General features: G+C 66.7%; 22 protein-coding genes. 9 read left to right on the top strand and 13 right to left on the bottom strand.

The genetic code is table 11. From position 1 onward, the window contains the following. Positions 1 to 29 precede the first annotated feature (29 nt). The 3 genes from P0D77_RS06290 to P0D77_RS06280 all read left to right on the top strand — a co-directional run bounded on the left by P0D77_RS06290 (position 30) and on the right by P0D77_RS06280 (position 2,603). Positions 30 to 470 (top strand): universal stress protein, encoded by a 441-nt coding sequence (locus P0D77_RS06290; RefSeq protein WP_277555407.1) that lies wholly within the window; start codon positions 30 to 32, stop codon positions 468 to 470. Positions 471 to 543: 73 nt separating this feature from the next. Next, positions 544 to 1,824 carry an amidohydrolase gene (locus P0D77_RS06285; RefSeq protein WP_277555406.1) on the top strand — a complete coding sequence of 427 codons (1,281 nt, stop codon included), beginning with the start codon at positions 544 to 546 and terminating at the stop codon, positions 1,822 to 1,824. Between the two features lie 92 nt (positions 1,825 to 1,916). Beyond that, positions 1,917 to 2,603: a hypothetical protein gene (locus P0D77_RS06280; RefSeq protein ID WP_277555405.1), complete on the top strand. Its 687-nt coding sequence runs from the start codon at positions 1,917 to 1,919 to the stop codon at positions 2,601 to 2,603. A gap of 135 nt (positions 2,604 to 2,738) precedes the next feature. Here P0D77_RS06280 and P0D77_RS06275 read toward each other — a convergent pair whose 3' ends face one another. From P0D77_RS06275 to P0D77_RS06250, 6 genes are all read right to left on the bottom strand, one after another. Then, the gene (locus P0D77_RS06275; protein ID WP_277555404.1) at positions 2,739 to 4,109 is read right to left on the bottom strand and encodes a geranylgeranyl reductase family protein; all 1,371 of its coding nucleotides are present in this window, start codon (positions 4,107 to 4,109) and stop codon (positions 2,739 to 2,741) included. Between the two features lie 306 nt (positions 4,110 to 4,415). Then, entirely contained in the window at positions 4,416 to 5,576 is a 1,161-nt protein-coding gene (locus tag P0D77_RS06270) for an ABC transporter permease (RefSeq protein ID WP_277555403.1), read from the bottom strand. Beyond that, positions 5,573 to 6,838, bottom strand: a complete 1,266-nt coding sequence (locus tag P0D77_RS06265) for an ABC transporter permease (RefSeq protein ID WP_277555401.1) — start codon at positions 6,836 to 6,838, stop codon at positions 5,573 to 5,575. Before P0D77_RS06265 ends, P0D77_RS06270 begins: the two co-directional genes overlap by 4 nt. Beyond that, a complete protein-coding gene (locus P0D77_RS06260) occupies positions 6,831 to 8,492 on the bottom strand; it encodes an ABC transporter ATP-binding protein (RefSeq protein WP_277555400.1) in 1,662 nt (553 codons plus the stop codon). Before P0D77_RS06260 ends, P0D77_RS06265 begins: the two co-directional genes overlap by 8 nt. 152 nt (positions 8,493 to 8,644) lie before the next feature. Beyond that, entirely contained in the window at positions 8,645 to 9,814 is a 1,170-nt protein-coding gene (locus P0D77_RS06255) for a BMP family lipoprotein (protein ID WP_277555398.1), read from the bottom strand. Positions 9,815 to 9,876: 62 nt separating this feature from the next. After that, on the bottom strand, positions 9,877 to 11,238 hold the full coding sequence (locus P0D77_RS06250) for a phosphohexomutase domain-containing protein (RefSeq protein ID WP_277555397.1): 1,362 nt from the start codon (positions 11,236 to 11,238) through the stop codon (positions 9,877 to 9,879). Between the two features lie 222 nt (positions 11,239 to 11,460). On the opposite strand from P0D77_RS06250, the gene P0D77_RS06245 reads away from it, so the two are divergent. Further along, the gene (locus tag P0D77_RS06245) at positions 11,461 to 11,745 is read left to right on the top strand and encodes an acylphosphatase (RefSeq protein ID WP_277555396.1); all 285 of its coding nucleotides are present in this window, start codon (positions 11,461 to 11,463) and stop codon (positions 11,743 to 11,745) included. Between the two features lie 21 nt (positions 11,746 to 11,766). On the opposite strand, the gene P0D77_RS06240 is transcribed toward P0D77_RS06245, so the two are convergent. The 4 genes from P0D77_RS06240 to P0D77_RS06225 form a co-directional block, all read right to left on the bottom strand. Then, positions 11,767 to 14,307, bottom strand: coding sequence for an efflux RND transporter permease subunit (locus P0D77_RS06240; protein WP_277555395.1), 2,541 nt, complete (start codon positions 14,305 to 14,307; stop codon positions 11,767 to 11,769). A gap of 19 nt (positions 14,308 to 14,326) precedes the next feature. Next, positions 14,327 to 15,877 (bottom strand): COG1361 S-layer family protein, encoded by a 1,551-nt coding sequence (locus tag P0D77_RS06235; RefSeq protein WP_277555394.1) that lies wholly within the window; start codon positions 15,875 to 15,877, stop codon positions 14,327 to 14,329. A gap of 76 nt (positions 15,878 to 15,953) precedes the next feature. Then, positions 15,954 to 16,673 (bottom strand): DICT sensory domain-containing protein, encoded by a 720-nt coding sequence (locus tag P0D77_RS06230; protein WP_277555393.1) that lies wholly within the window; start codon positions 16,671 to 16,673, stop codon positions 15,954 to 15,956. A 126-nt stretch (positions 16,674 to 16,799) separates the two neighbouring features. Further along, positions 16,800 to 17,240 (bottom strand): DUF7960 family protein, encoded by a 441-nt coding sequence (locus tag P0D77_RS06225; protein WP_277555392.1) that lies wholly within the window; start codon positions 17,238 to 17,240, stop codon positions 16,800 to 16,802. Positions 17,241 to 17,535: 295 nt separating this feature from the next. Here P0D77_RS06225 and P0D77_RS06220 point away from each other — a divergent pair, with 295 nt between their 5' ends. Beyond that, positions 17,536 to 17,988 carry a DoxX family protein gene (locus P0D77_RS06220; RefSeq protein ID WP_277555391.1) on the top strand — a complete coding sequence of 151 codons (453 nt, stop codon included), beginning with the start codon at positions 17,536 to 17,538 and terminating at the stop codon, positions 17,986 to 17,988. A gap of 114 nt (positions 17,989 to 18,102) precedes the next feature. Further along, on the top strand, positions 18,103 to 19,167 hold the full coding sequence (locus tag P0D77_RS06215; protein ID WP_277555390.1) for an ATP-NAD kinase family protein: 1,065 nt from the start codon (positions 18,103 to 18,105) through the stop codon (positions 19,165 to 19,167). Between the two features lie 27 nt (positions 19,168 to 19,194). Here P0D77_RS06215 and P0D77_RS06210 read toward each other — a convergent pair whose 3' ends face one another. After that, positions 19,195 to 19,425, bottom strand: coding sequence for a hypothetical protein (locus P0D77_RS06210; RefSeq protein WP_277555389.1), 231 nt, complete (start codon positions 19,423 to 19,425; stop codon positions 19,195 to 19,197). A 173-nt stretch (positions 19,426 to 19,598) separates the two neighbouring features. On the opposite strand from P0D77_RS06210, the gene P0D77_RS06205 reads away from it, so the two are divergent. Continuing rightward, positions 19,599 to 20,630 (top strand): phosphate signaling complex PhoU family protein, encoded by a 1,032-nt coding sequence (locus tag P0D77_RS06205; protein WP_277555388.1) that lies wholly within the window; start codon positions 19,599 to 19,601, stop codon positions 20,628 to 20,630. A 62-nt stretch (positions 20,631 to 20,692) separates the two neighbouring features. Here P0D77_RS06205 and P0D77_RS06200 read toward each other — a convergent pair whose 3' ends face one another. Together P0D77_RS06200 and P0D77_RS06195 are read right to left on the bottom strand one after the other, a co-directional pair. Next, positions 20,693 to 21,046 (bottom strand): DUF7528 family protein, encoded by a 354-nt coding sequence (locus P0D77_RS06200; RefSeq protein ID WP_277555748.1) that lies wholly within the window; start codon positions 21,044 to 21,046, stop codon positions 20,693 to 20,695. Between the two features lie 172 nt (positions 21,047 to 21,218). After that, on the bottom strand, positions 21,219 to 22,454 hold the full coding sequence (locus tag P0D77_RS06195) for an LEA/WHy family protein (protein WP_277555386.1): 1,236 nt from the start codon (positions 22,452 to 22,454) through the stop codon (positions 21,219 to 21,221). A 147-nt stretch (positions 22,455 to 22,601) separates the two neighbouring features. Between P0D77_RS06195 and P0D77_RS06190 the strand changes: the two genes are divergently transcribed. Both P0D77_RS06190 and P0D77_RS06185 read left to right on the top strand, forming a co-directional pair. Further along, a complete protein-coding gene (locus P0D77_RS06190) occupies positions 22,602 to 22,787 on the top strand; it encodes a DUF7525 family protein (protein ID WP_277555385.1) in 186 nt (61 codons plus the stop codon). Between the two features lie 89 nt (positions 22,788 to 22,876). Then, positions 22,877 to 23,101, top strand: coding sequence for a DUF7123 family protein (locus P0D77_RS06185; RefSeq protein WP_277555383.1), 225 nt, complete (start codon positions 22,877 to 22,879; stop codon positions 23,099 to 23,101). Positions 23,102 to 23,187 lie beyond the last annotated feature (86 nt).

The following is a 23,187-nucleotide window of genomic DNA, read 5'->3' as shown; positions in this document are numbered from 1 at the left end:
TATCGGTGGCGAGCGTACTGTCACGGAGTATGTACGAACGCATCCTCGTCCCGACGGACGGAAGCCCCGCCGCCGCCGCCGCGGTCGACCACGCCGTGGCGCTGGCCGACCAGTTCGACGCGACGATCCACGCGCTGTACGTCGTCGACGCGACCGCCTACAGCGCCGTCGAGGCCGGCACCGACATCGTCGCCGCCGCGTTGGAGCGCGAGGGCGAAGGCGCCGTCGCAGCGATCAGGGAAGCCGCCGACGACCGCGAGTTGCCGGTGGTCGAGTCGGTCGTCTCCGGCAGAGCGTTCAGCAGCATCATCGAGTACGCCGACGAGAACGACGTCGATCTGATCGTGATGGGGACACACGGACGCCGCGGCCTCGATCGCTACCTCCTCGGATCCGTCACCGAGCGTGTGGTCCGAAGCGCGAACCAGCCCGTGTTGACCGTACGGTACGAGGACGACGGCGAGGAGTAAGCCCGCTGGGGCGTGTCCGCCCGTCGCGTGCCGGGAGGCCCGGGTTTATCCCGACCCACGCACACTCCCGAGTATGAGCCAGACCGTCGCTCACGACGACCTGTCGGCGTTCCGTCGCGACCTCCACCGCCACCCCGAACCGGCGTGGTGTGAGTTCTACACCACCGCACGGATCGTCGACGAACTCGAGAAGCGCGATCTGAGCGCCGTCCACTACGGCCCAGAGATCCTTGGGTCCGAGCGGATGAACGTGCCCGACGACGACGAACTCGCAGAGTGGTTCGAGCGGGCACGCGAGGCGGGCGCACGCGAGGACGTTCTCGACCGGATCGAGGGCGGCTACACCGGCGCAGTCGCCGTCCTCGAACGCGGTGACGGCCCAACTATCGGCGTCCGCGTCGACATCGACGCACTCCCGATCCTCGAAGCCGACGAGGGCGACCACGCACCCGCGGGCGAGGGCTTCCGCTCCGAGAACGAGGGGTACATGCACGCCTGCGGCCACGACGCCCACGCCACCTTCGGCCTCGGTCTGATCGACGAGATACTCGCCTCCGACTTCGAGGGGACGCTGAAGGTGTTCTTCCAACCCGGCGAAGAACAGATCGTCGGCGGCGAACCGATGGCCGAGTCCGACCTCATCGCGGACGTGGAGTACTTCCTCGCCGCGCACGTCGGCCTCGACCACCCGACCGGCGAGGTGATCGCCGGCATCGACGGCTTCCTCGCCGTCTCGCACTTCCTCGCCGAGTTCGACGGCGAACCGTCCCACGCCGGCGGCCACCCCGAACAGGGGAAGAACACGGTGCAGGCGGCCGCGGCGGCCATCCAGAACCTCTACGGCATCCCCCGTCACGCCGACGGGCCGACCCGGGTCAACGCCGGCATCGTCGGCGGTGGGACCGCGACGAACATCATTCCCGAGGAGACGTTCATCGAGGGCGAGGTGCGCGGCGGCACGACGGAACTGATGGAGTACATGGACGAGAAGGCACAGCGTGTCATCCAGTCGGCCGCCGAGATGCACGAGGTCGACGTCGACATCGAGACGCTCGGCCGAGCGCCCTCTGCGACGAGCGACGAGGAACTCGTCGGGCCCATCGCCGAGATTGCGGGCGACGTGGAGGGTGTGACGAACGTCGTCGAACGCGACGAGATCGGCGGCAGCGAGGACGCGACGTACATGATGCAGGCGGTGCAGGACAACGGCGGCTACGCCGCCTACGTCGGCGTCGGCACCAGCCACCCCGGCGGCCACCACACCAGCACCTTCGACGTCGAGGAGGAATCGCTCGACATCGGCGTCGGCTTCCTCACCGCCGCGGTGCTGGAGATCGCCGACAGGACGCCCTGAGCCGCGAGAGCACAGGGTTCGCCAGCCGTCTTTAATACCTCAGCGCACCATCCGTACGGTGGTATTCCGTCGCCGGGATATCGTGATCTCTCATGTCTACCACAGTCACCACAGACGCTATCGAACGGATGGACCGAATCGGCATCCGACAACTCGTCGGCTGGGCCGCCGTCCGCGTCCGCGAGAACCCGATGCTCGTCGCGTTGTTCCTGCTCGCAGGACTCGTCAGCTACATCCCCTTCGCCGGGGGGTTGCTCTCGTTCCTCGCGACGGTGTTCGTCCTCGGGATGGCGTACGTCGTCGTCGCCGACGGCGTGCGCCTGCAGGCGCGGGGCCTGAACGCCGTCGCCGCAGACGTCCGCCAGCGGTACGTCACGATGCTCCTCGTGAGCATCGCGTACGGCCTCGCGGTGTTCGCCGGGTTGATCCTGCTGGTGATCCCCGGGCTGTACATCGCCGTCCGGCTCTCGCCCGCCCTCGCGGTCGCGACGCTCGGTGACCAGGGCGCTGCCGACTCGCTGCGAACCGGGTGGGAGATGGGTCGCGGGAACGTCCTCCGCCTCGGTGGCGTGTTCTTGGTCCTGTTCGTCCTGCAGGCCATCGCAGCGGGTCTGCTCGCCGTAATCAGCATCGACATCGCGACGACCGGCCTCTCGGCTATCGTCCTGAACGCCGTGTTCGGGCCGATCATCGCGGCAGCCATCGCTCACGTCTACTTCGAGTCGCGTGAGGACGGTGACGAGATGGCCAACGAGATGACCGCCGACCCGGCCATCTGAGATCGGCGTCCGTCGAACTGTCTCGAGAATTCCGGCGATCGGATCGCCGTCGCAGTCGGTTTTCGTCGTCGCTGTTCGTTCACGGACCACCGAGCGAACGCCTCGAAATCGGATGTCGTGGAAGAACGGCGCCGCTCAGTACTTCGCCTCGGCGCCGGTCACGTCGTACACGCGCTCCATAATCCGGTCGCGTTCCTCACGCCACCCCTCGAATCCGCCCGGTCGCGACGGGTAGCGCCGGTAGTGCGCCATCAACTCGTCGGCGGCGCGCTTCGTCTTGTAGAAGTGCCAGATGTCACCCCAGTGGCCGTAGGAGTCTTTGACAACCTCCGCGACGAGGCGGGGCTTCACCGACGCGCTCCCCTCGTACAGCGCCTCCGCGAGGCTCTCGCCCGGCAGCGACGCCATCAGTCCCATCAGTTCGTCGACGTCGACGGCTGTCGAGAGGATGTTGTACACGTCGAGGGCGGCGAACCGAGCACCGAAGTGGTCCATCACGCGTCGGTTGTACTGCCACAGCGTCGCCTCGTCGACCGTGCCCGCGTCGATGGCCTCCATCGCCTGCTCTGCGGCGTACTTCCCGGCGTAGGCCGCGCCCGCGATGCCGCCGCCGGTGGTGGGGTTGACGTGACCCGCGGCGTCGCCGGCGGCGATGAATCCGGGTGCGACCGCCGAGTCGTACGGGCGGCGAGTCGGGAGGGCCGCGCCGAGTTTGTCCGTCACCTCGGCACCCTCGAACTCGGGACGCGAGCGCATGTCCTGCTTCAGGTCGTCGACGAGTTTCATCGGCTCTTCGTTCATCTGGAAGCCGAGGCCGGCGTTGATCTCCGTCGACGAGCGTGGGAAGTACCAGAGGTATCCCGCCGCCCGTTTCGTCGGCTTGAACACGAGTGCGTCGTCGTAGTCGACGGGTTCGGGCACCTCGACGACCTCGCGGTACGCCGAGCAGAACTGCGAGAACGAGACGTTCGTGTCGAAGGTGGCGTCGCGAAGGTCGGCTTTGTCCTGGAGGATGGACAGCGCCCCCGCAGCGTCGATAGTCATCTCCGCCTCGTACTCGACGACGTCTCCTTTCCGCTTGCCGCGGACGCCGGTCACGCGGCCGTCGTCGGCCTGCGTCACGTCCTGGACGACGGTGTCGTAGTGGAAGTCGACGCCGCGGTCTTTCGCGCCCTGGATGAGCAGTTTGCCGTACTTCAGGCGGTCGATGACGGCCAGTTCGCCGGGGATCGGAATCTCCAGCACCGTGTCGTGGCTGGGAATCTCGAAGCGGCCGTGGTCGACGCCGGTGTTGGTGAACGCCGGCTGAATCTCCGATTTCGGGATCGAGTCGGGGAACTTGTCCGCGCCCTTCAGCGCGTCACCGCAGGCGATGTGGCCCGCCTCCTCCTCGTCTTTCCGCTCGACGATGACGACGTCGTAGCCCGCATCTGCGGCGGTCGCGGCCGCGTAACAGCCCGCCGTCCCCGCCCCGACGACGACGATATCGGGTTCGTGTGTGGTCATTACCCGCACTCACTCGCCGGGCGTGAAAAAGCCAGTCGTTCTATTCGGGGTCGACCGCAGGAGGACCCCGATACGAGCGGTGAACGAAGTGAACCGCGAGCCGTGCGGGGCCGAACGAAGTGAGTGAGGCCCCGGTAGTCCGGCGGCGTTATCCTTCTGGGCGGAGCGGCTCAGGACCGCTCCGCCGTGTGCCGAGACGCTCGGTCGCTTCGCTCCCTCGCGTCTCGCTGTGCTTCTGGGCGGCGCGGCACACGGACCGCGCCGCCGACCTTCCGCGGCCTCGTTCACGCCGTTCGCTCGGCCGCGCTACTCCTCACCCGACTCGTAGTGCTCCCCCGCCGCCTCGGGCAGTCGCGTCCGGCCGAACAGCGCCAGCACGATGATCACCGAGACGTACGGAATCGTCCGCACGAGCGGTCGCGGGATGGCGAGAACGTCCTGCCCCTGCAACGACAGTTGCAGGGCATCCAGCCCCGCGAACAGCAGCGTCGACAGCATCGCCCCGATGGGGTTGTAGTTGCCGAGCAGGTAGGTGACGATGGCGATGAACCCCTTTCCGTTCACCATCGTCGGGCCGTTGCCGACGAACTGCCCGAGCGACAGCGACAGCGCCGCGCCGCCGACGCCCGCGAGGACGCCCGACAGCAAGACTGCCGCGTAGCGCACCCGCGAGACGTTGACGCCAGCGGTGTCGAGCGCACGAGGGTTCTCACCCGATGCCCGGACCCACCGCCCGAACGAGGTACGGTTGAGCGTCCACCACGAGGCGGCAACCGCGAGGAACATCAGGTAGACGACCGGCGACGCCTCGAACAGCGCCCCGAAGAACGGGAGTTCTGCCAGCGACGCCAGCAGGTCGACCAGCACCGTCGAGACGACGGGAATCCCGCTGTCCGAGAGGATGGCCTGCATACTCGGGAACGTGCCGACCGTCTCGGAGTTCTTCGACCCGAAGACGATCTGTGAGGCGAACGGCGCGAGGCCGAGGGCGATGAGCCAGATGGCCAGCCCCGCGATGATCTGGTCGGCGCGGAACTCGATACAGACGACGGCGAACAGCAGCGCCAACAGCGTCGACGCGACGACGCCGCCGAGCAGACCCAGCCAGACCGATCCGGTGACGCTCGTGGCGTACACGCCGCCGAACGCCGAGATGATGAGCAGGCCCTCGAGGCCGATGTTGATGACGCCGGACTTCTCGGCGAAGATGCCGCCGAGGGCAGCGAACGCGATTGGCACCGAGAGGCGCAGCGCGGATGCGAGCGTCGACTTCGACGCCATCAGCCCCAGCACCGCGAACACGGTGTCGCCCGCACCCAGCAGTGCGAGCACGCCCAGCAGGAGGATCAGTCCAGCGACGGTCGCCAATGCGAGCGACGCCCGCGGCCCCAGGTTGGTGACGCGTTCGGTCACCTCGTCGAGGACCGTCACGCCGGTCCGGGTCGGCGAGGAGGAGTCGTCGCTCATTGGTCGTCACCTCCGTCGGTCGCGACGGCGTCACGGCCGCCGAATCGCTCGCGCACGTCGATGCGTGCGCCGATCATCCGGAAGAACTCCGGCATCGCGACGAACAGGACGATAAGTCCGCGGAGGACGCCCACCAACTGCGGCGGCACGTCCGTACTCACGTCGACGATGATGCTGCCCGACTTCAGCACGCCGAACAGGAGGGCGGCGGCGATGGCCCCGACGGGATTGTTGCCCGCGAGGATGGAGACGGTGATGCCGTCGAAGCCGTAGTCGGGCACGCCCGTCTGGAAGTTGCCCGCGATGGTGAGGACGTACACCGCGCCGCCGATGCCCGCGAGTGCGCCCGACAGCGCCATCGAGGAGACGACGGTGCGCGCGGCGTCGACGCCGCCGTACTCGGCGGCCTCCGGCTGAATCCCGCTCGTGCGCACGTCGTAGCCGAAGGAGGTCTTCTGCAGGAGGTACGCGATGGCGACGGCGACGACGATAGCCAGCGCCAGCGCGAGCATCGACGCGTCCGTCCGCCCGGGGAACAGCGGTTGGGGGAACAGCGCGAACTCCGGGAGTTGGCGAGTCTGGTTGGCGAAACTGTCGGGGTCTTTGAACGGGCCGGAGGCGAGATACAGCGCGAACGAGGTGGCGACGAAGTTGAGCATGATCGTCGTGATCACCTCGTTCGCGTCTGCATACGCCTTCAGCGCCCCCGGAATCGCACCGTACAGGCCGCCGACGAGCGCACCGATGACGAGTGCGAGCGGAACGAGGACGAGCGTGCCGACCACGCCCGAGAACGCCCCGGAGACGGCGTACACGACGACCGCGCTCCCGAGCGCCCCGAACACGAGTTGGCCCTGCCCGCCGATGTTGAACACGCCCGCCTTGAACGCCACCGCGACGGCGACGCCCGTGAACACGAGAACGGTCGTCTCGGAGATGGTGGTGGCGAACTGGCCGTTCAGCGGATTCGTGAGGAAGTCGCCGAACGCGCCGAGGAAGAGGCTGTCGTACACGGTGAACGGGTCGTAACAGAAGCCAACTCCGAGCAGGGAGTACGCCGCCGACTCACACGAGGTCATCCGTCCGGCGACGAGGATGAGGACGAACCCGATGGCGATTGACAGCAGCAGCGCCGACCCCGAGATGAGGAGGCGTTCGGTCGCACTCGCCTCCACGAGTCGATCCAGCGCGTCGAACGCACGCTCGCGTGGTGACGACCCGCCGCCGTCTGCGTCCGTTCCCGCCTCGCCGTCGTCAGTCATCGGCCACCTCCGAGTCGGGGTCGGCGGCGGTCGCTGGCGTCCCGGCGTCGGCCGTCGCGTCGCCCGTGTCGCCGCCGGCGACACGCTCGGCCGTCGGCACCTCCTCGGGTTCCTCGCCGGCCATCAGGAGGCCGAGTTGTTCCTCGGTCACCTCGTCGGGGTCGACCACGTCGACGATGCGCCCGCGGTACATCACCGCGAGGCGGTCGGAGAGACCGCGAACCTCCTCGAGTTTCGAGGAGACGAGCAACACGGCTCGTCCCTGGTCGCGCAGATCGATGAGGCGGTCGTGGATGAACTCCGTCGACCCGATGTCGACGCCGCGGGTCGGGTGCGAGGCGACGAGACACGCCGGGTCACGCGCGAACTCGCGGCCGACGATGAACTTCTGCTGGTTGCCGCCCGACAGCGACTTCGCCTCCGCGCTGGCGTCTGGCGGCCGAACGTCGTACTCCTCGATGATGTCCGTGGCGTGGTCGTCCGCGAATCCCCAGTCGAGTCGCCCCGACTGTGCGAATGGCGCGTCGTGTTGGGAGCCGAGGACGCCGTTCTCGGTGAGGTCGAAGTCCATCACGAGACCCCGCTCCTGTCGGTCTTCGGGAACGTACGCCATCCCCGCGCGGGTTCGATCGCGGCGTGACGCGCCGGTCACGTCTGCGCCTTCCAACTCGACGCGCCCGTCGACGGGACGGCGCAGGCCGGTTATCACCTCGATCAGCTCTGACTGGCCGTTGCCGTCGACGCCCGCGATGCCGAACACCTCGCCCTCGCGAACGGCGAAGGAGACGTCGTCGACGGCGGTGACGCCGCGTTCGTCCGTCGCGGTGACGCCGTCGACCGTCAGGGTCTGCTCGCCCGGCGTCGCCGGCGGCGCGTCCGTCTCCAGCACCACCTCGCGGCCGACCATCAGTTCCGCCAGTTCCTCGCGGGTCGTCCCCGCAGTCTCGACGCTGCCGACGTTCTTCCCGTCGCGGAGGACGGTCACTTCGTCGGCCGCCTCCAGCGCTTCGCCGAGTTTGTGCGTGATGAAGATAACCGTCTTGCCCGCGTCGGTCAGTTCCTCCAGCACTTCGAAGAGGTCGTCTACCTCCTGGGGCGTCAACACGGCCGTCGGTTCGTCGAGGATGAGGATCTCCGCGCCGCGGTACAGCGCCTTCAGAATCTCGACGCGCTGTTGGACGCCGACGCCAACCTCCTCGATTGCGGCGTCGGGTTCCACGTCGAAGCCGTAGCGGTCCGAGAGGTCGATCACCGCCTCGCGTGCGGCGTCGCGGTCGACCGCGAGACCGCCCCACTTGCGCGGTTCGTTACCCAGCGTGATGTTCTCGGCGACGGTCATCGGGTCGACCAGCATGAAGTGCTGGTGGATCATCCCGACGCCGGCGTCGATTGCGTCCCGTGGCGAGGCGAAGCGACGAGGCGCGTCAGCGATCGCGCCGTCGTCGTAGCTCAGTCCGTCCCCGTCGACGTACACGTCGCCCTCTGTGGGTTCGTACAGCCCGTAGAGGACGTTCATCAGTGTCGTCTTGCCCGCACCGTTCTCGCCGAGCAGGGCGTGGACCGTCCCTCGCTCCACCGAGAGCGTGACGTCGTCGTTGGCGACGACGCCGGGGAAGCGTTTCGTGATCCCGTCGAGGCGGACGGCCTCCGTCATGCTCCCGGCTTTTGCCGGGGCCGGGATAAACGACCCGTTTCGGGGTTCGACTGTTCAGAAAACCGGACAGTCACACCCGACAGCAGACGCTGTGCAGGGAACGACGCGACCGGAAAGAGTGTCGAATCTGCGTGGCTGTCGACGCGGGCCGTTCAGACGTTGCTCGGATCCTGCGGGACGGAGATTTCGCCGTTGATGATGGCCTCGGCGGAGGCGTCGACCTCGGACTTCACGTCGTCGGGAATCTGGTCGCCCAGTTCGCTCCCGTAGACGTTGGCGACACCCTCCTCGGCGAGACCGAGGCTCGTGGCAGTACCGCCCTCGAAGCTCCCGTTGACGGTCGCCTCAGCCGCGTTGTAGACAGCGGTGTCGACGCGCTTGACCATCGACGCGAGGATGACGTCGGCGTAGTCGGTCGTCACGGACTGGTCGCGGTCGACGCCGATGGCGAACTTGCCCTCGTCGCGTGCGGCCTGGAAGACGCCAGTCCCCGTGTTCCCCGCCGCGTGGTAGACGATGTCCGCACCGGAACTGAACATCGACAGCGCGGCCTCCTGCCCCGCGGAGGGGTCGGAGAACGAACCGGTGTAGGTGGTCTGCACGTCGACGTCGGAGTTCGCCGCCTTCACACCAGCGACGAATCCGGCCTCGAACTTCCGGATGAGTGCGCCCTCAACGCCGCCGACGAAGCCGACGTTCGTGGAGTCGCCCTGCGTCGACGACTCGCCCGCCGAGAACGACTGACTCGTGAGCAGGCCAGCGAGTTGACCGACGAGGTACGAACCCTCGTGCTCTTTGAACGTGTACGAGCGGACGTTGTCGGCGTCGACGACGCTGTCGACAATCATGAAGTCCTGCTCGGGGTAGTCGGGTGCGGTCTGCGAGAGCGCGTCCGCCTGCAGGAAGCCGATACAGGAGACCAGATCGTAGTCGGGGTCCGTCGACTGCGCGTACTGCTGCTGGAACGTCGAGAACTGCGAGACCGAGTCCGGCTCGGACTCGTCGAACTCCAAGTTGAAGTCCTCGGCCGCCTGCTGGATGCCCGTCTGGGCCTGGTCGTTGAACGACCCGTCGCCGAGGCCACCGGTGGCGTACACCATCCCGACGTTCGTCGGCTCGTCCGTCGCAGTCTCGGTCTGCGCTTCCGTCTCCTCGCTGTCGCCGGAGCCGCTGTCGGAGTCGTCGCCCGACCCGTCGGAGCCACCGTCGCCGCTCTCGCCGCCGGATTCGGGGCCGCCGGCACACCCAGCGAGTCCAGCGAGGCCAGCCGCACCGAGTCCTTTGACAAGCGTCCGCCTATCGAACCGTTCAGTGTCGTCCATACCCACACCGTGACGCTGAAACGTTTAAAATCGTCGTAATCCCGCCGTTACTTGATCGGTGCTCAGTTGACAGTTTCGACGGCAGACTCGACGACGCCGACGACTTCCTCGACGAAGCGGTCGACCTCGTCGTGTTCGGCGTACACCCGGACGTACGGTTCCGTCCCCGAGGGACGCACGAGCGTCCACGAGGCGTCGTCGAACGTGAGGCGGACGCCGTACTCGGAGTCGACCGCGGCGGCGGGGAACGCCGCTGGCAACGTCTCGGCCAGTCGCTCCATCACGGCCACCTTGTCGTCGTCGGGGCAGCGAACGCTCTCCTTGCGGTACGGCCGTTCGGTCACCGGCGCACGGAGGCTGTCGAGGCCCTCGGCGGCGACGAGACGGCTGAGCACGGCGGCGCTCGTGACCGCGTCGATCCAGTCGCCGAAGCGAGTGTGGATGTGTTTCCACGGTTCGGCGGCGAACACCACGTCACCGCCGTCGGCGCGGGCGGCCGCGATGCCGTCGTGGAGGTAGCCGAGCGCCACGCGTTCGACGCGACCACCGGCGGCCTCGACGCGTTCGTCGATGCGCCCGGAGGCGTTCGGCGTCGTCACCACCACCGGATCGTCCACGTCGCTGGTGGCGACGTATCGCTCCGCGAGGACCGCGAGGATGGTGTCCTCGTGGACCACCTCGCCGTCGCCGTCGACGACGACGATGCGGTCGGCGTCGCCGTCGTGACCGATGCCCACGTCCGCACCACCGTCACGGACGAACTCGCGGAGGTCGGTCAGTGACTCGGCGGTCGGCTTCGACTCGCGGCCGGGGAAGTGGCCGTCGACGGTCGCGTTCAGCGTCACCACGTCGACGCCGAGGTCTCGAAGCACCTGCGGGGTCGCGACCGACGCCATCCCGTTGCCGCAGTCGACGGCGATCCGAACGTCGCCCGCGTCAGCGCCGAACTCACGAGCGTACGAGACGACCGCGCGGCGGTACGCGTCGAGGACGTCTTCGTCGACGCCGTCGCCCCACTCGTCCCACGCGGCTGGTGAGGTGCCCGCCGAGACCAGGTCCTCGACAGCGGTCTCGGCGGCCTCGCCGTACTCGACGCCGTCGACGAACGCCTTGACGCCGTTGTCGGTCGGGGGATTGTGCGAGGCGGTCAACATCACGCCACGTCGACCCTGCGAGGCGAACGCGAGCGCGGGCGTCGGCACCTGTCCGATCCGACGCACGTCCGCGCCGGCAGATTCGAGTCCGGCCTCGGCGGCGGCCGCGAGCGCCGGGCCCGTGACGCGCCCGTCGCGGCCGACGACGAACTCGCGGTCGTCCTCCTCGCGGGCCTGTGCGCCCAGCGCGGCGGCGACCTCGAGGACGAGGCCCGGCGTGACACGCTCGGTCGCACTCCCGCGAATTCCGGCAGTTCCGAACAGTTCCATACGCGACCCGTCCGGCGGAACCCCCAAGACTCCCTCGGTCCGACGCCGGGGACAGGGCGAACCCTCTTCCCGGAAGCCGACCCAGCCGCCCCGTTGCTGTGAGACGAGCCCCGGAGTGAACGCGGGTGTGCGACGGCACACGCCGGGAGTGGGCGCTAGCCGTCGCCTGTTCGCAACCAGCGAGCCGTCGGTTTTTCCTCAGAAGCCGGCGAACCCGCTGCTATGAGCGACGCCGACCGAGTTCGCGCACACGTGTTCGTCTCCGGCAAGGTGCAAGGCGTGTTCTACCGGGCGACAACCCGAGACACGGCCCGTGACCGCGACGTCGACGGCTGGGTTCGCAACCTCGACGACGGCCGGGTAGAAGCAGTGTTCGAGGGGCCACGCGAACGCGTCGAGGGGATGGTCGAGTGGTGTCACACTGGAAGCCCCGCCGCAATCGTCGAGGACGTCGACGTAGAGTACGGCGACCCGGAGGGCGTCACCGGGTTCACCGTCCGTCGATAACCCCCGGGTCCAATCGTCGCTTCAGTCTGACCGAACCGGTTTCGGCGTACTCCGTTCACGCTTGAGGAAGTCGAACGGGGCCGACTCCGTGACATCGACCGGTCGGTCGGGGTCGTGTCCCTTCAGGCGGTCCCACAACACCAGCGTCGACGGCAGGACGAGCAGCGACGCGAGGAACGAGTAGAGGATGGAGATGGCGGTCAAGATCCCGAACTGCCCGAGCACCGACAGCACCGCCAGTGTCAACACGCCGATGCCGGTCGTCGTCGTGAGCATACTCCCGAGGAGCGCACCCCCGGTCCCGCGGACGGTCAAGTCGAGCGCCGTCGAGAGGTCGTGGCTCCGCCGCTCGTCGATGAACCGGTGGACGACGTGGACGGAGTAGTCGATGCCGAGGCCGATGGTCAGCGAGAGGATGGTCGCGGTGAAGGCGTTGAACGAGATGCCCGCCACGCGCATCGTCGCGGCCACGAGCGCCACCGACAACACGATGGGAATGGTGTTCGCGATGCCGAGCGTGGGAAGTCCCTCGAGGATGCTGTAGATGAGTAGGAGGAACACCACCGTCAGCGACAGCGCCGTCGCGAGGCTGACGACCGCGGAGTTGAAGATGAGGTCCGACACCGCCTGGAAGACGACGGTGCCGCCGGTCGCAGTCGCGTCGCCGCGGAACTGCTCGGCCACCTGTCGGCCGTCGGCGGTGACCTCGGCCTGGTCGGCGTCGGCCTTCGCGGGGTAGACGATCCGCGTGCTGCGGCGGTCCTCCGAGAGGTACTGCAGCGTCGCCTGTCGCGAGGACGACGACAGCAGGTAGTCGTACACTTCGTCGAGGTTCTCGTCGGGGATGCCGTTGGCGTTGCGGTCGTTCCGGTTCACCAGCCGGCGGAACTCGGGATCGCTGGCCGCCCGCGAGCGGATCACACTGACGAGACTCTGCTCGTCGGCGTGGCCGTCCTCGGCGACGAACGTGCTCGGTGGATCGTCACCGAGTCGGTGCAACTCCTCTAACACGGTGTCGCGTTCCATATGCGCCTCCGCGTAGATGGTGACCGACCCCCCCTGGCTCGCGGTGAACTTCTCTTCGAGGAAGTTCAGCGTCGCGACGGCAGAGTAGTCTCCGGGCGCGAACGGTTCGGGCAGTTCCTCCAGATACTCGGGCGTCTCCTCGGGCGGGAGGAAGTCTTCCTGTGAGAACGAGGTGGAGATGCCGGTCGCGTACACGCCGGAGGTCGCCGTGAGGACGAGGATCAACAGCAGGAACACCGCAGGTGCGCGGTCGGCGATGCCGACACCCGCACGGAGGGCGCTCGCGAGGCGCGACCCCTCCGCACCCAGCGGCGCCTCGCTGAACGTCGGGATGGGAAGACGGTCGCGGTTGCGGTCAAGGTACACTTTCGCCGCGGGGAGGAAGATTCCGAAGATGAGGAAGGTGAACGTGATGCCGACGGCGGCGACCGCGCCGAAGTCGCGGATCGGCGTCAGCGCCGACGAGAGGTTCGACAGGAAGCCGATGACGGTCGTCCCGGTGACGATGAAGAAGGCGACGATCAACTGCCGCACCGCCACGTCCATCGCCGCGCCCACGTCGAGGCCTTCGGCACGGTCCTCACGGTAGCGGTTGACCGCGTGAATCCCGAAGTCGATACCGACCGCGAGCAACAGCGGCGGGATCGAGATCATCACCTGGTTGAACGGGATACCCGCGAGGCCGAGGAATCCGAACGTCCAAATCACCGCCATCAGGAGCGCGAACGACCCAAGGAGGAGGTCGAGCAGATCGCGGTACGCGACGATCAGGAAGAACACGATGAGGATCGTCGCTGCCGGCGTGACGATGAGCAGCGAGTCGGTGATGACAGTCGCGAACTCCGCGGAGATGATCCCCGACCCGAAGACGGTGATGTCGCCGCCGACCGTGTCGACGACGCGCTGACTCCGCAGTTGCACGTCGGTCAGTGGACTCGATCCGCTCTGTCCGGCCGCCGACCCGCCACCCCCTCCGAGGCCGGGTATCTCGTGGGTGACGACGCCGATGGTCGCGGAGGCGGACGCCGCCTTCGCGTTGAAATCGTCCGACACCGCGCCGGTGAACGCGGGGTTGTCCCGGTTCTGTTGGATCGCCGAGTCGATCTCGGTGGGCGTCGCCTGTTCGATGACGCGAATCTGTTCGTCGGTCGTCCGAGCCGTCGGGTCGAGCGTCAGCGCGACCGTCGTCGCGGCGCTTGAGGTGCCGGCGACCCGGAGGTCGTCTTTCCCCTCTAGTGCGTCCTGTGACCGCAGCATCCGCAGCATCGCCGGCTTCGAGAGGACGTTCCGGTTCCGTTGGACGAGTTGTGTCGTCCCCGTGTCGGCGGCGAACGCCGTCCCGAACTCCTGTTGAACGTCCTGCAGTGCCTCCTCTGCGGGGATGCCGGAGGCGAACTGCTCGGTCCCCGCCTCGGTCGAGACGTTCGAGAGACCGCCCGCGAACACCACCGTGAGGAGGAGGAACGCGACGACGATCCGTCGCGGTCGCTCGGTAATCTCCTCGGCGGCCGTCGCCACCAGATGTTCGTACCTCATTGCTGAGTCACCAGAGGAGTCACCGTCTGCGGACGATGAACGCCCCGCCAGCGAGGACGGCGAGTACGCCCGTTATCCCGGCGAACAGTTGGAACGGGATGCCCGTCCCGCTGGACACCTGTGCCGTCACCGGGACCTGATACGTGTCGGAGATGAGCGTGTCACCGTCGGCCGTCTCGTACTGGAAGTCGACCTTCAGCGGGTACTTCTTCCCGGTGGTTGCGCTCCCGGCCATACTCACGTCGAACAGGACTGTCACCGTCTCGCCGGGTTCGAGTTCGGTGATGAACCCCTCGTCGTCGTCCGAGGAGAGCGGCCCGTCGAGGAACAACTTCGCCGAGACGTCGCTGACCGTCTCGTTGCGGTTGTTCGTCACCTGCAGTTCGAGGCGCCCCGTCTCGCCGACAGTGAGCGTCCCGTTGACGGCGCTGACGGCGAACTCGTCACGCGGTTCCGCAACAGAAGCGGGCGCGTCGATGGGGTCACCCGTCTGCTGTGTGCCTTCGGGGTCGCGGTAGCGCACCTGAAGGGTGAACTGACGTGGGCCTGGTTCGGCCGCGTCCGACACCTCGACGTCGAAGACGAACTGCGCGGACTCACCCGGTGCGAGCGACCCGACGGCAACCTCCGTCTCCAGCGGCGAGACGTTCGGGTTCGACGTCTCGAACAGGACGACGGCGTTCGTCACTGGCTGTTCGCCGGTGTTGGTGACGGTGCCGACGAGTTGGCCCTCCTCGCCGACGCGGAGGGTGCTCTCGAGACCGTCGACGGCGAACGTCTGCTCGGGAATCGGCGTGACGCCGAACGAGAGCGCCCTAGACGCGGCGCTCGCGCCGTCGGGCGTCTCGTACTCGACGGTGGCGTCGACGGCGTACTCACGGGTCTCGGCCGTCTCGGTGAGCGACGCGTCGACGGTGACCGTTCGCGTCTCGTTCGGTCCGAGCGTACCGAGGAAGCGGCGTGCGCTCGCGGAGCGCCCGAACGTCAGGTCGGAGTTACCCGACTGGAACGCCAACACGGCGTTCGTCGCGGCCTTGCTCCCGACGTTACGTACCGTCACCTCGACGGGACCAGAGCCACCGACTGGGGCGGCCGAGTCGACCGACTCGACCTGGAAGCGCGCGCGTTCTTGCACGCGAACGGTCGCGTAGACGGTCGTCGCGACCACCTCGTCTCTGTCGTCGCGGTCGCGGTACTCGACGCGGATCGGAACGCGGTGAGTGCCGCCTGCGATGTCAGCGGGAACGTCGACCTGAACGGTGATCGATCGCGTCGTCCCGTCGCTCATCCGACCGAGTTCTCGTGACCCCGACAGAACCTCGATGCCCGAAGCGTCCTGCACGGTCGCGACCACGTCTATCGCGGGTTCGACGGTGTCGTCGTACTCCTCGGCGTCGTTGGTCAACTCGATCGTCAACTGCTGTGTCGTCCCCGGCGTGACCACTGGTTCGGACACGTCCGTCTCGAAGCGAACCGGTTCGTCGGCCGCGGCGACGCCCGCGAAGCCGGCTCCGATGGCCGACAGACACAGAATCGTCGCGAGGACCGCCGCGCTGAATCGGTGTGACATCAGTGTTGTCTAACCGTTCAGTCAGCCGGGCATATAACGTGTCCGAAACCGACGGGAACCCGTTACTAAATTGTCGTTATACCGTGACGGCGTACTGTTCGTGGAGGTGGTCGAGAACCGAGCGGACGATAGTCGGGTCGTACGTCCAGAAGCCGTAGAACAGGCGCTCGTCGGGGTCACCCCGTTCCTCGGCCAACAGCGCACACGCGTCGTTCGGGTTGCCGCCGCCGTCGAAGACGACGAACCACGACTCACGAATTTCGCGGGTGTCCTCTTGGTGGATCGCGACCCCTTCGATATCGGGCATCTCGTCGCTGGGGCCGCAGTAGGTGTGGATGTCGAGGTCTTTCGTCGCCAGATCCTCGTAGACTCCCTTCTGGGCGCGGATGGCCCCCACGCGCTGAAAGCCGGTGTGGAGTTCGCCGGTTCCGGCACGCCACGCGCGGTCTTCCATCTCTCGGGTCGCCGCCATCATCTGTTGGAGACTGTAGGAGGTGAACGTCGTCCCGTCGAGATGTTCGAGGATAGGCGCGAACGCGCCCTGTTCACCTGGTGCGGCGGTGAGGTCGCCCTCGAGGTGTTTGAGGTCGACCGCCGCAAGTACTTCGTCGTCGTGTTCGTCCGAGAGCACGACGTACCCGGAGAGGCCGCTGTCGGTGCTGCCTACTTCGATACGGACCGCCTGCGACGCGAAGTACTCGCGCAACTCCGCGACGACGGCGTCCGACGGCGGATCGAACACCGTCAGGCGCTTTTCGCGCCCCTCGACTGATTCGATGACTGCGCGGAGTGACATCTGGTCTCGCCACCGCTACAACAGGTACGTATAAAAGCCTTCCACCGACTTCTTCCTCGGCTGATATGCGGCGTTCTGACGCGTCAGTTCCGTCGATACGGACGGAGGACTTCTTGGGCCGATGGCCTACGGCGAGGCGACGCCGAACTCCGCCAGCGAATCGACGATGACCCGCGCCTCGACGACGTCGCGACGCTCGGTCATCGGGTCGTCGACGTTCGACAGCGTCTCGTCGGCCGCCACCAGCATCCGCTCTTCGAGTTCCGTCTGGTCCGGTTCACTCTTCGTCTGGTTCAGGAGGGCCTCGAAATCCTCGCGCAAGTCGAAGGAGGCGCGTGCGACGTTGCACCGCGACAGCGGGTTCATCCCGAGGTCGACGACGAGGTCGGACACGGTCTCCCAGTCGGACTCGCAGAAGTGGATCGACACCTCGCCGACGATGTCGCGCCAGGCGATGGGGTCGGCGTTCTTCATCAACTGCACCGCCCGTGGTGGGATGTCGATACGGGCGACCGTCTCGGGAGAATCACACAGACAGCACGGCTGTTCGGTCCGCCCCGTGTACATACCGTGATCGAGGGGCCGGACGGCAAAACCTCCGTCGCTACCGGCGGTCGCACGGCCCAGATTCACCGTCGTGACCAGCGCACTTGGCGGGAGTCAAGCTTGACAAATGACCAGCCGCCATATATGACAGAAAAAGTGTAATTGTTGGATTCTCGTCCCCAATGTGAGAGTTCTGTTCGTCAAGACGCCCAAATTCGGGCGATTTAGTTACTAATGTCCCCCGCTGACTTCGGCGTAACCCGGTTACATACTTGTCAGGGAAAGTATAACTTTGTGGCTTGGCTTCGTGCGATCGATGTCAGAGACCATCCTGCTTCAGAGCGCATCGGACGTGTTCGCCAGCGCCGGATCCGCCGAGGTGTTCCTCCTCGCGCGGCTCCTGTTCGGCTTCGTGCTGGCGTTTATGGGACTGAACCACTTCATGATGACCGACGGATTGGCCGGCTACTCCGAGGCGAAGGGGATTCCGGCGCCGCGGCTGGCGACGCTGTTCTCCGGGGGCCTGCTCATCTTCGGTGGCCTCTCCGTCGCGTCGGGGGCGTTCGTCGTCCTCGGGGCCGGCGCGGTCGCCGTCTTCCTGCTGCTGTCGGCAGTCACCATCCACAACTTCTGGGCCGTCCCCGAAGAGCAACAGCAAGACGAGATGACGCAGTTCCTGAAGAACGTCGTGATGGCCGGTGCGGCGCTTGCGTTCCTCTCGTTCGCGTCGGCCCCGTGGCCGTACGCGGTCGGCGCGGGCCTGGTGTAAGCCGGACTGGCAGCGGTTCACAGTTGCGGCGTGACCCTTCTTCGATAGATTCACACCCACCAGACAGTTCCCCGAGTCGGCGGGCTTTTGGCGTCGCCGAACCGCGATTTCGGTATGCGAATCGGGTTCCTCTGTAACCCCATCGCGGGGATGGGCGGTCGCGTCGGCCTGAAGGGGACCGACGGGAAAGTCGACGAGGCGCGCGCCCGCGGCGCACAGCCGCGTGCCCCAGACCGCGCTCGTCGCGCCCTCAACGCCCTCGCCGAGCGTGCGCCCGACGCGACGATTCTCGCGTGGGGAGATCCGATGGGGGCGAGCCTCGTCCGTGCGGCCGGCTTCGACCCCGAAGTACTCGGAAGCCCCGACGACGAGGAGACGGCCGCCGCGGACACGCGACGAGCGGCGGTCGCCTTCCGCGAGGCCGACGCCGACCTCGTGTTGTTCGTCGGGGGTGACGGGACGGCCGCCGACGTGGCGGAGGCGTTGGAGGGAAGTTCGGTCCCGATGCTCGGCGTGCCCGCGGGCGTGAAGGTGTACTCGTCGGTGTTCGGCGTGTCGCCGGAGGACGCCGCCTACGTCGCCGCGACGTTCGAGCGAACAGAGCGTCGGGAGGTGATGGACATCGACGAGGACGACTACCGCGAGGGCGAAGTCCACCCGGAGTTGCGGGCGGTCGCGCACGTCCCCGTCGCCGAGCAACTCCAGTCGGGCAAACAGATGGGCGGCGGGAGCGTGGAGTCGCTGGCGGAGGGCGTCGCCGACGACGTTCGCGCACGCCCGGAGACGACGTGGGTACTCGGCCCGGGGTCGACCGTCGGCGAGGTGAAAGAGACGCTCGGGTTCGAGGGGTCTCCCATCGGCGTCGACGTGTACCGCGACGGCGAGGTGGTCGCCCTCGACGCCGCCGAGCGAGAGATACTCGACGCATTGGGCGAGGACAACGTCATCGTCGTCACGCCCATCGGCGGGCAGGGGTTCGTCTTCGGCCGCGGAAATCCCCAACTCTCGCCGGACGTGATCCGCGAGTGTGACCTCGAAATCGTCGCCTCGCGCGACAAACTCGACGACCTGCGCGTGTTGCGCGTCGACACAGACGACCCGGAACTGGACGAGGCGCTCCGCGGGTGGGTGAAAGTGCGCGTCGGTCGATTCGAGCGACGGATGATGAAGATCGTGTGAGCCGAGGGCTCACCGTGAGAACGGCAGTCAGCGCGTGTCGCGGCGACGCCGTTCGCTCTCGGCGAGGCGGTCGAGTGCGGCGTTCACGCGGTCGCTCGCTCGGGCGGAGCGTCGCGACAGGTCACCCGAGGAGTCTACGAGGCGGTCGAACGCAGAGCCGACGCGGCGAAGCGCCGCTTGAGTCTCCGTGTCGCTGGCGTTGGCGTCGTCGAGTGCTCGGTCGAGGGGCGGGGTCGCCGTGCGTGCCGGTGTTGACATACGGATGTAGCGCCGGGCAGTTGCATAAACGCTTAGGCCGATTTTGGCCGGTAGCGCGGACACTTCGGCACGGTAGCGTATGATCGTGTTCCGTATCTACACCTAGCATATCCCGCCAAGCGTATTATGAACATAGGAATAGGGTTAAGGCTGTATAGTGCCTGCGGTCGCGTATGGAAACGCGGAAAGTCCAGCGGCTCGGGCCCTCGACGCTGGCGATGACGCTGCCGGCGGAGTGGGCGAAAGAACAGAACGTCAAGAAGGGCGACGAGGTGTCGCTTCGGATGGGCGGCAAGGGGACGTTGACCGTTCTGCCGGAGTCGGCCAGCACCGAGGACGCGGAGGCGACGCTGCACGCCGACAACCTCGACGCCGACGCTCTCGAACGTGCTATCCTCGCGCAGTACGTCCTCGGGCGGCGCGTCATCAACATCACGACGGAGGACGGTGCGCTCGGTTCCGACCACATCAACGCCGTCTACAAGGCCGAGACGCAGTTGATGGGACTCGGTGTCATCGAGGAGACCCCCGAGAACATCGCCATCCGCTGTTCGGTCGACCCCGAAGACTTCTCGCTCGACAACCTCCTCGAGCGACTGGAGAACACCGGGTCGACGATGCGCGGCGAGGCCGTGAAGGCGCTGGCCCACGGCAACGCAGACCTCGCACAACGGGCGCTCAACCGCGAGCGACAGGCGAACAAGATCTTCGTCCTCCTGCTTCGCCTCATCTTCACCGCCTACCAGAATCCCAACCTCGCGCGAGCGGTCGGCCTCGACTCGGGGTTCCCGCTCATCGGCTACCGCTCGATCGCGAAGAACCTCGAACTCATCGCGGACAACGCCGAGGATATTGCCGAGATCGCGATGGAGGCCGAGGGCAACACGCTCGACGTCGACGACGCGACGATGCGTCGCATCCGCGACTTCACCGACCAGGTCGACGAGATCACCGCGATGGCCGTCGAGTCGGCGGTCAAGCGCGATTACGCGCTCACCATCGAAGTGAAGTACCTCTTCCGCGAGTTGAAAGACCGCGAACAGGACATCCTCTCAGACCTCCCCGAGATGTCGAACGCGCAGTTGCTGCAGGTGCGTGAAGTGCTCGTCAGCCTCCAAGAGACGGCGCAGTACGCGATGCGGGTCGCCGAAGTCGCCGCGAACCTCGCACTCAACGAGGAGAACGAGTTTGTCACTATCGAGTGAGGAAGCCGACCGCAGCGGAGACCGACCCCGCGGATGCCTCGAACGACGGGCGAGGCGCCCAACTACTCTTCTGAGCCCTCCATCTTCCGCGCACTCAACGGGTTTCGTCGATGGATCGAACAGTCGAACGCCGGGTGTTCGGCGAAGTGGCGGATCACCATGTGCCGACGCGACCCGGTGATCCCGGTTCTCCCGACGTCCTCGGCGTCGAACTGGTCGGGCAAGCGGTCGTACAGGCGACGCAGGGCGTCGAAGGAGTCGAACACCTTGGCGTTGCCCGCGGACTCGGCCGACTTCCGAGAGACGACGTAGGTACCGTCAGCGCGGAACTCCCCGGCGGTACGGAAGAACTCCCGTCGCTCGGTCAGGGCCGCGCCCAGCGATTCGTGTAATTCGGCTGCTGCCTCTCGAGTCAGTTCGTACGTGGCGTCGTCCACCTCGACGACGATGGCATCGCCGTCAGCGGAGGCGGTTGCGTTACCGTCCGAGAACTCGATCAGGAGCGGAAACACTCCGGAACATACTCGCTCGTATTCGGCGGAGGTAAAAACCCTGTCGGCGCGGGCGAAGTGTGTAGCTGCCTCGGTGTCAGAACGCCCCACCCTCGAAAGCGAGGATGCCGTCGTCCTCCGTCGTCGTTCCGCTTCCGGGCGTCTCAGTCGGCGTCGCTGTCGGAGTTGCGGTCGGCGTCGCGGTCGACTCATCGCCGCCGCCGTCCGAGGTGGTAGTTGTGCCGGATTCTGTGCTGGTGCCGGATCCGCTCTCGTCACTCGCGGTCTCGGTGCTGCCGTCGTCGTTCGCCGAGTCGTCGCCGCCCGACGAGTCGTTCCCCCCGTTCGCCGTCTCACCCTTCGTGCCGAAGATGTCCGTCTCGATGGTCCGTTCGTAGCCGTCGAGTTGGATCCGCTGTTCGCCGCCTCCCGCGTTCGAGAGGTCGATGACGAGGTAGAACGGCATCCGCAGGTTCGTCACCTGATCCTGCTGGAGGTGTGACACCCACCACTCGTCGAGACGCTGAGTCCGGATGGCGGTCGTCGCCTCGATGGGAACCGTCTCGCCCGGCGGGATAGCCGTCGTCCGTCCGGCGCTCCCGTTGCCCATCGTGATGTTGTTCATGTAAATGTCATACCCGATCTCGGAGACGACGATGGGGTACGACTTGGGGTTGTGGAGGTACAGCGTCATCTCCACCTGCGTCGTCTCGTTGTTCACCGTCCCCCAGTCCGCCTCGGTGCGTTCGAGGATCAACACGGGGTCAGAGACGAGCGGCGAACTCGCGTTCAGCGGTTTCTCCTCGCTCGTGCGGAACGCCTCGATGATCGAAGTGTCGACGTCGCGCGTCACCTGCGTCGAGTACTCTTGTCCGATCAGCGACGAGCGAACAGTCGCGTCCACCTGCAGGTCTGTCGCCTCACCATTCTGGACGTGACTCACCCACCACGCGGGAATCTTGCTGTTGTTCAGATCCGTGTTGAACGGGATAGAGGTGTTGCCGGTGTCCACGTCGACTCCCTCCTTGCTCCCCTCGGCCATCGTGATGCCGTTCATCGCCACCGCGTAGTCGGCGGAGACACCCGACAACTGCACCCCGATGGGGTTGGGGTTGTTCACGACGAGGTCGCTTTGCACGACCGTCGTCTCGTTCGTCACCTGACCGAACCGGTTGTCTACGCCGACGACAGACGGTGTCCCGACGACGCCGAGGGCGAACGCCCCACCGACCGACGCGACGAGGACGACGACCGCCACGAGGACGACTCGAACGGTCGACAATCCCCGGTCGCGTCCGTCGGGTTCGTCGTGGCTCGACTCCGAGTTACGCATCACTCCAGCATCTTCGATGGCTCTTGAAAACCGCTCTGGCCGAACGTGACAGCCACCAGATCGATACCGGAGCGTATCGGGTCCACAGGGGGCCGCCCCGTGTGCGGCTTTCGCAAGCGTTAGGTACTCGCCGTCGGAGCCTCGACTATGGCAACGGAGACCCTCGAAAGCGACATGGCGGTCGGCGTCGCCCTCATATTCGGCGCGTTGGCGGTCGTCGGTGCGGGCTTTATGTTCGCAGGCGCGTCCCAAATCGTGATGGCGTGGGGATTCGCGCTGGCGATGGTCGCGGCGATGCTGGCAGTCGTCGCGGTGCAGGTGTTCGACGGCTGACGCAGTCGTCCGTCGTTCAGCATCGAATCTCGACGTCGCCGTTGAGGGAAGCGTTAAGAACGCGCACACGGTAGTATAAGATAGCACAAATGACGGAGTACACCGACGAGGAGAAACGAATCCTCGCATACCTGCGCGACAGCGTCTCCCGGGGAGAAGAGTACTTCCGGGCGAAGAACATCGCGGAGGCCATCGGCCTCTCCGCTAAGCAGGTCGGCGCTCGCCTGCCGACGCTCGCCGAGAAGGCCGACGAAGTCGACATCGAGAAGTGGGGTCGCGCACGGTCGACGACGTGGCGCGTCGAACTCCCCTGAGTGTGTTCGACCGACCGACAGTGACTCGATTCGACGGTACTCGCCGCCGCGACCGGTGAACCACCCCGTTTTTTCGCCCCCCGAAC

It is taken from the genome of Halobaculum limi, from assembly GCF_029490015.1.
In the GTDB taxonomy this organism is placed as follows: domain Archaea; phylum Halobacteriota; class Halobacteria; order Halobacteriales; family Haloferacaceae; genus Halobaculum; species Halobaculum limi.
This window is presented reverse-complemented; position numbering and strand designations above follow the sequence as displayed.

What these genes read in the sequence shown, in the direction of transcription:
- P0D77_RS06210 (WP_277555389.1), bottom strand. Translation starts at nt 19,425, where the DNA reads ATGTCAACACCGGCACGCACGGCGACCCCGCCCCTCGACCGAGCACTC.
- P0D77_RS06205 (WP_277555388.1), top strand. Translation starts at nt 19,599, where the DNA reads ATGGAAACGCGGAAAGTCCAGCGGCTCGGGCCCTCGACGCTGGCGATG.
- P0D77_RS06280 (WP_277555405.1), top strand. Translation starts at nt 1,917, where the DNA reads ATGTCTACCACAGTCACCACAGACGCTATCGAACGGATGGACCGAATC.
- P0D77_RS06195 (WP_277555386.1), bottom strand. Translation starts at nt 22,454, where the DNA reads ATGCGTAACTCGGAGTCGAGCCACGACGAACCCGACGGACGCGACCGG.
- P0D77_RS06260 (WP_277555400.1), bottom strand. Translation starts at nt 8,492, where the DNA reads ATGACGGAGGCCGTCCGCCTCGACGGGATCACGAAACGCTTCCCCGGC.
- P0D77_RS06250 (WP_277555397.1), bottom strand. Translation starts at nt 11,238, where the DNA reads ATGGAACTGTTCGGAACTGCCGGAATTCGCGGGAGTGCGACCGAGCGT.
- P0D77_RS06245 (WP_277555396.1), top strand. Translation starts at nt 11,461, where the DNA reads ATGAGCGACGCCGACCGAGTTCGCGCACACGTGTTCGTCTCCGGCAAG.
- P0D77_RS06285 (WP_277555406.1), top strand. Translation starts at nt 544, where the DNA reads ATGAGCCAGACCGTCGCTCACGACGACCTGTCGGCGTTCCGTCGCGAC.
- P0D77_RS06290 (WP_277555407.1), top strand. Translation starts at nt 30, where the DNA reads ATGTACGAACGCATCCTCGTCCCGACGGACGGAAGCCCCGCCGCCGCC.
- P0D77_RS06230 (WP_277555393.1), bottom strand. Translation starts at nt 16,673, where the DNA reads ATGTCACTCCGCGCAGTCATCGAATCAGTCGAGGGGCGCGAAAAGCGC.
- P0D77_RS06255 (WP_277555398.1), bottom strand. Translation starts at nt 9,814, where the DNA reads ATGGACGACACTGAACGGTTCGATAGGCGGACGCTTGTCAAAGGACTC.
- P0D77_RS06225 (WP_277555392.1), bottom strand. Translation starts at nt 17,240, where the DNA reads ATGTACACGGGGCGGACCGAACAGCCGTGCTGTCTGTGTGATTCTCCC.
- P0D77_RS06265 (WP_277555401.1), bottom strand. Translation starts at nt 6,838, where the DNA reads ATGACTGACGACGGCGAGGCGGGAACGGACGCAGACGGCGGCGGGTCG.
- P0D77_RS06275 (WP_277555404.1), bottom strand. Translation starts at nt 4,109, where the DNA reads ATGACCACACACGAACCCGATATCGTCGTCGTCGGGGCGGGGACGGCG.
- P0D77_RS06185 (WP_277555383.1), top strand. Translation starts at nt 22,877, where the DNA reads ATGACGGAGTACACCGACGAGGAGAAACGAATCCTCGCATACCTGCGC.
- P0D77_RS06240 (WP_277555395.1), bottom strand. Translation starts at nt 14,307, where the DNA reads ATGAGGTACGAACATCTGGTGGCGACGGCCGCCGAGGAGATTACCGAG.
- P0D77_RS06190 (WP_277555385.1), top strand. Translation starts at nt 22,602, where the DNA reads ATGGCAACGGAGACCCTCGAAAGCGACATGGCGGTCGGCGTCGCCCTC.
- P0D77_RS06235 (WP_277555394.1), bottom strand. Translation starts at nt 15,877, where the DNA reads ATGTCACACCGATTCAGCGCGGCGGTCCTCGCGACGATTCTGTGTCTG.
- P0D77_RS06270 (WP_277555403.1), bottom strand. Translation starts at nt 5,576, where the DNA reads ATGAGCGACGACTCCTCCTCGCCGACCCGGACCGGCGTGACGGTCCTC.
- P0D77_RS06215 (WP_277555390.1), top strand. Translation starts at nt 18,103, where the DNA reads ATGCGAATCGGGTTCCTCTGTAACCCCATCGCGGGGATGGGCGGTCGC.
- P0D77_RS06220 (WP_277555391.1), top strand. Translation starts at nt 17,536, where the DNA reads ATGTCAGAGACCATCCTGCTTCAGAGCGCATCGGACGTGTTCGCCAGC.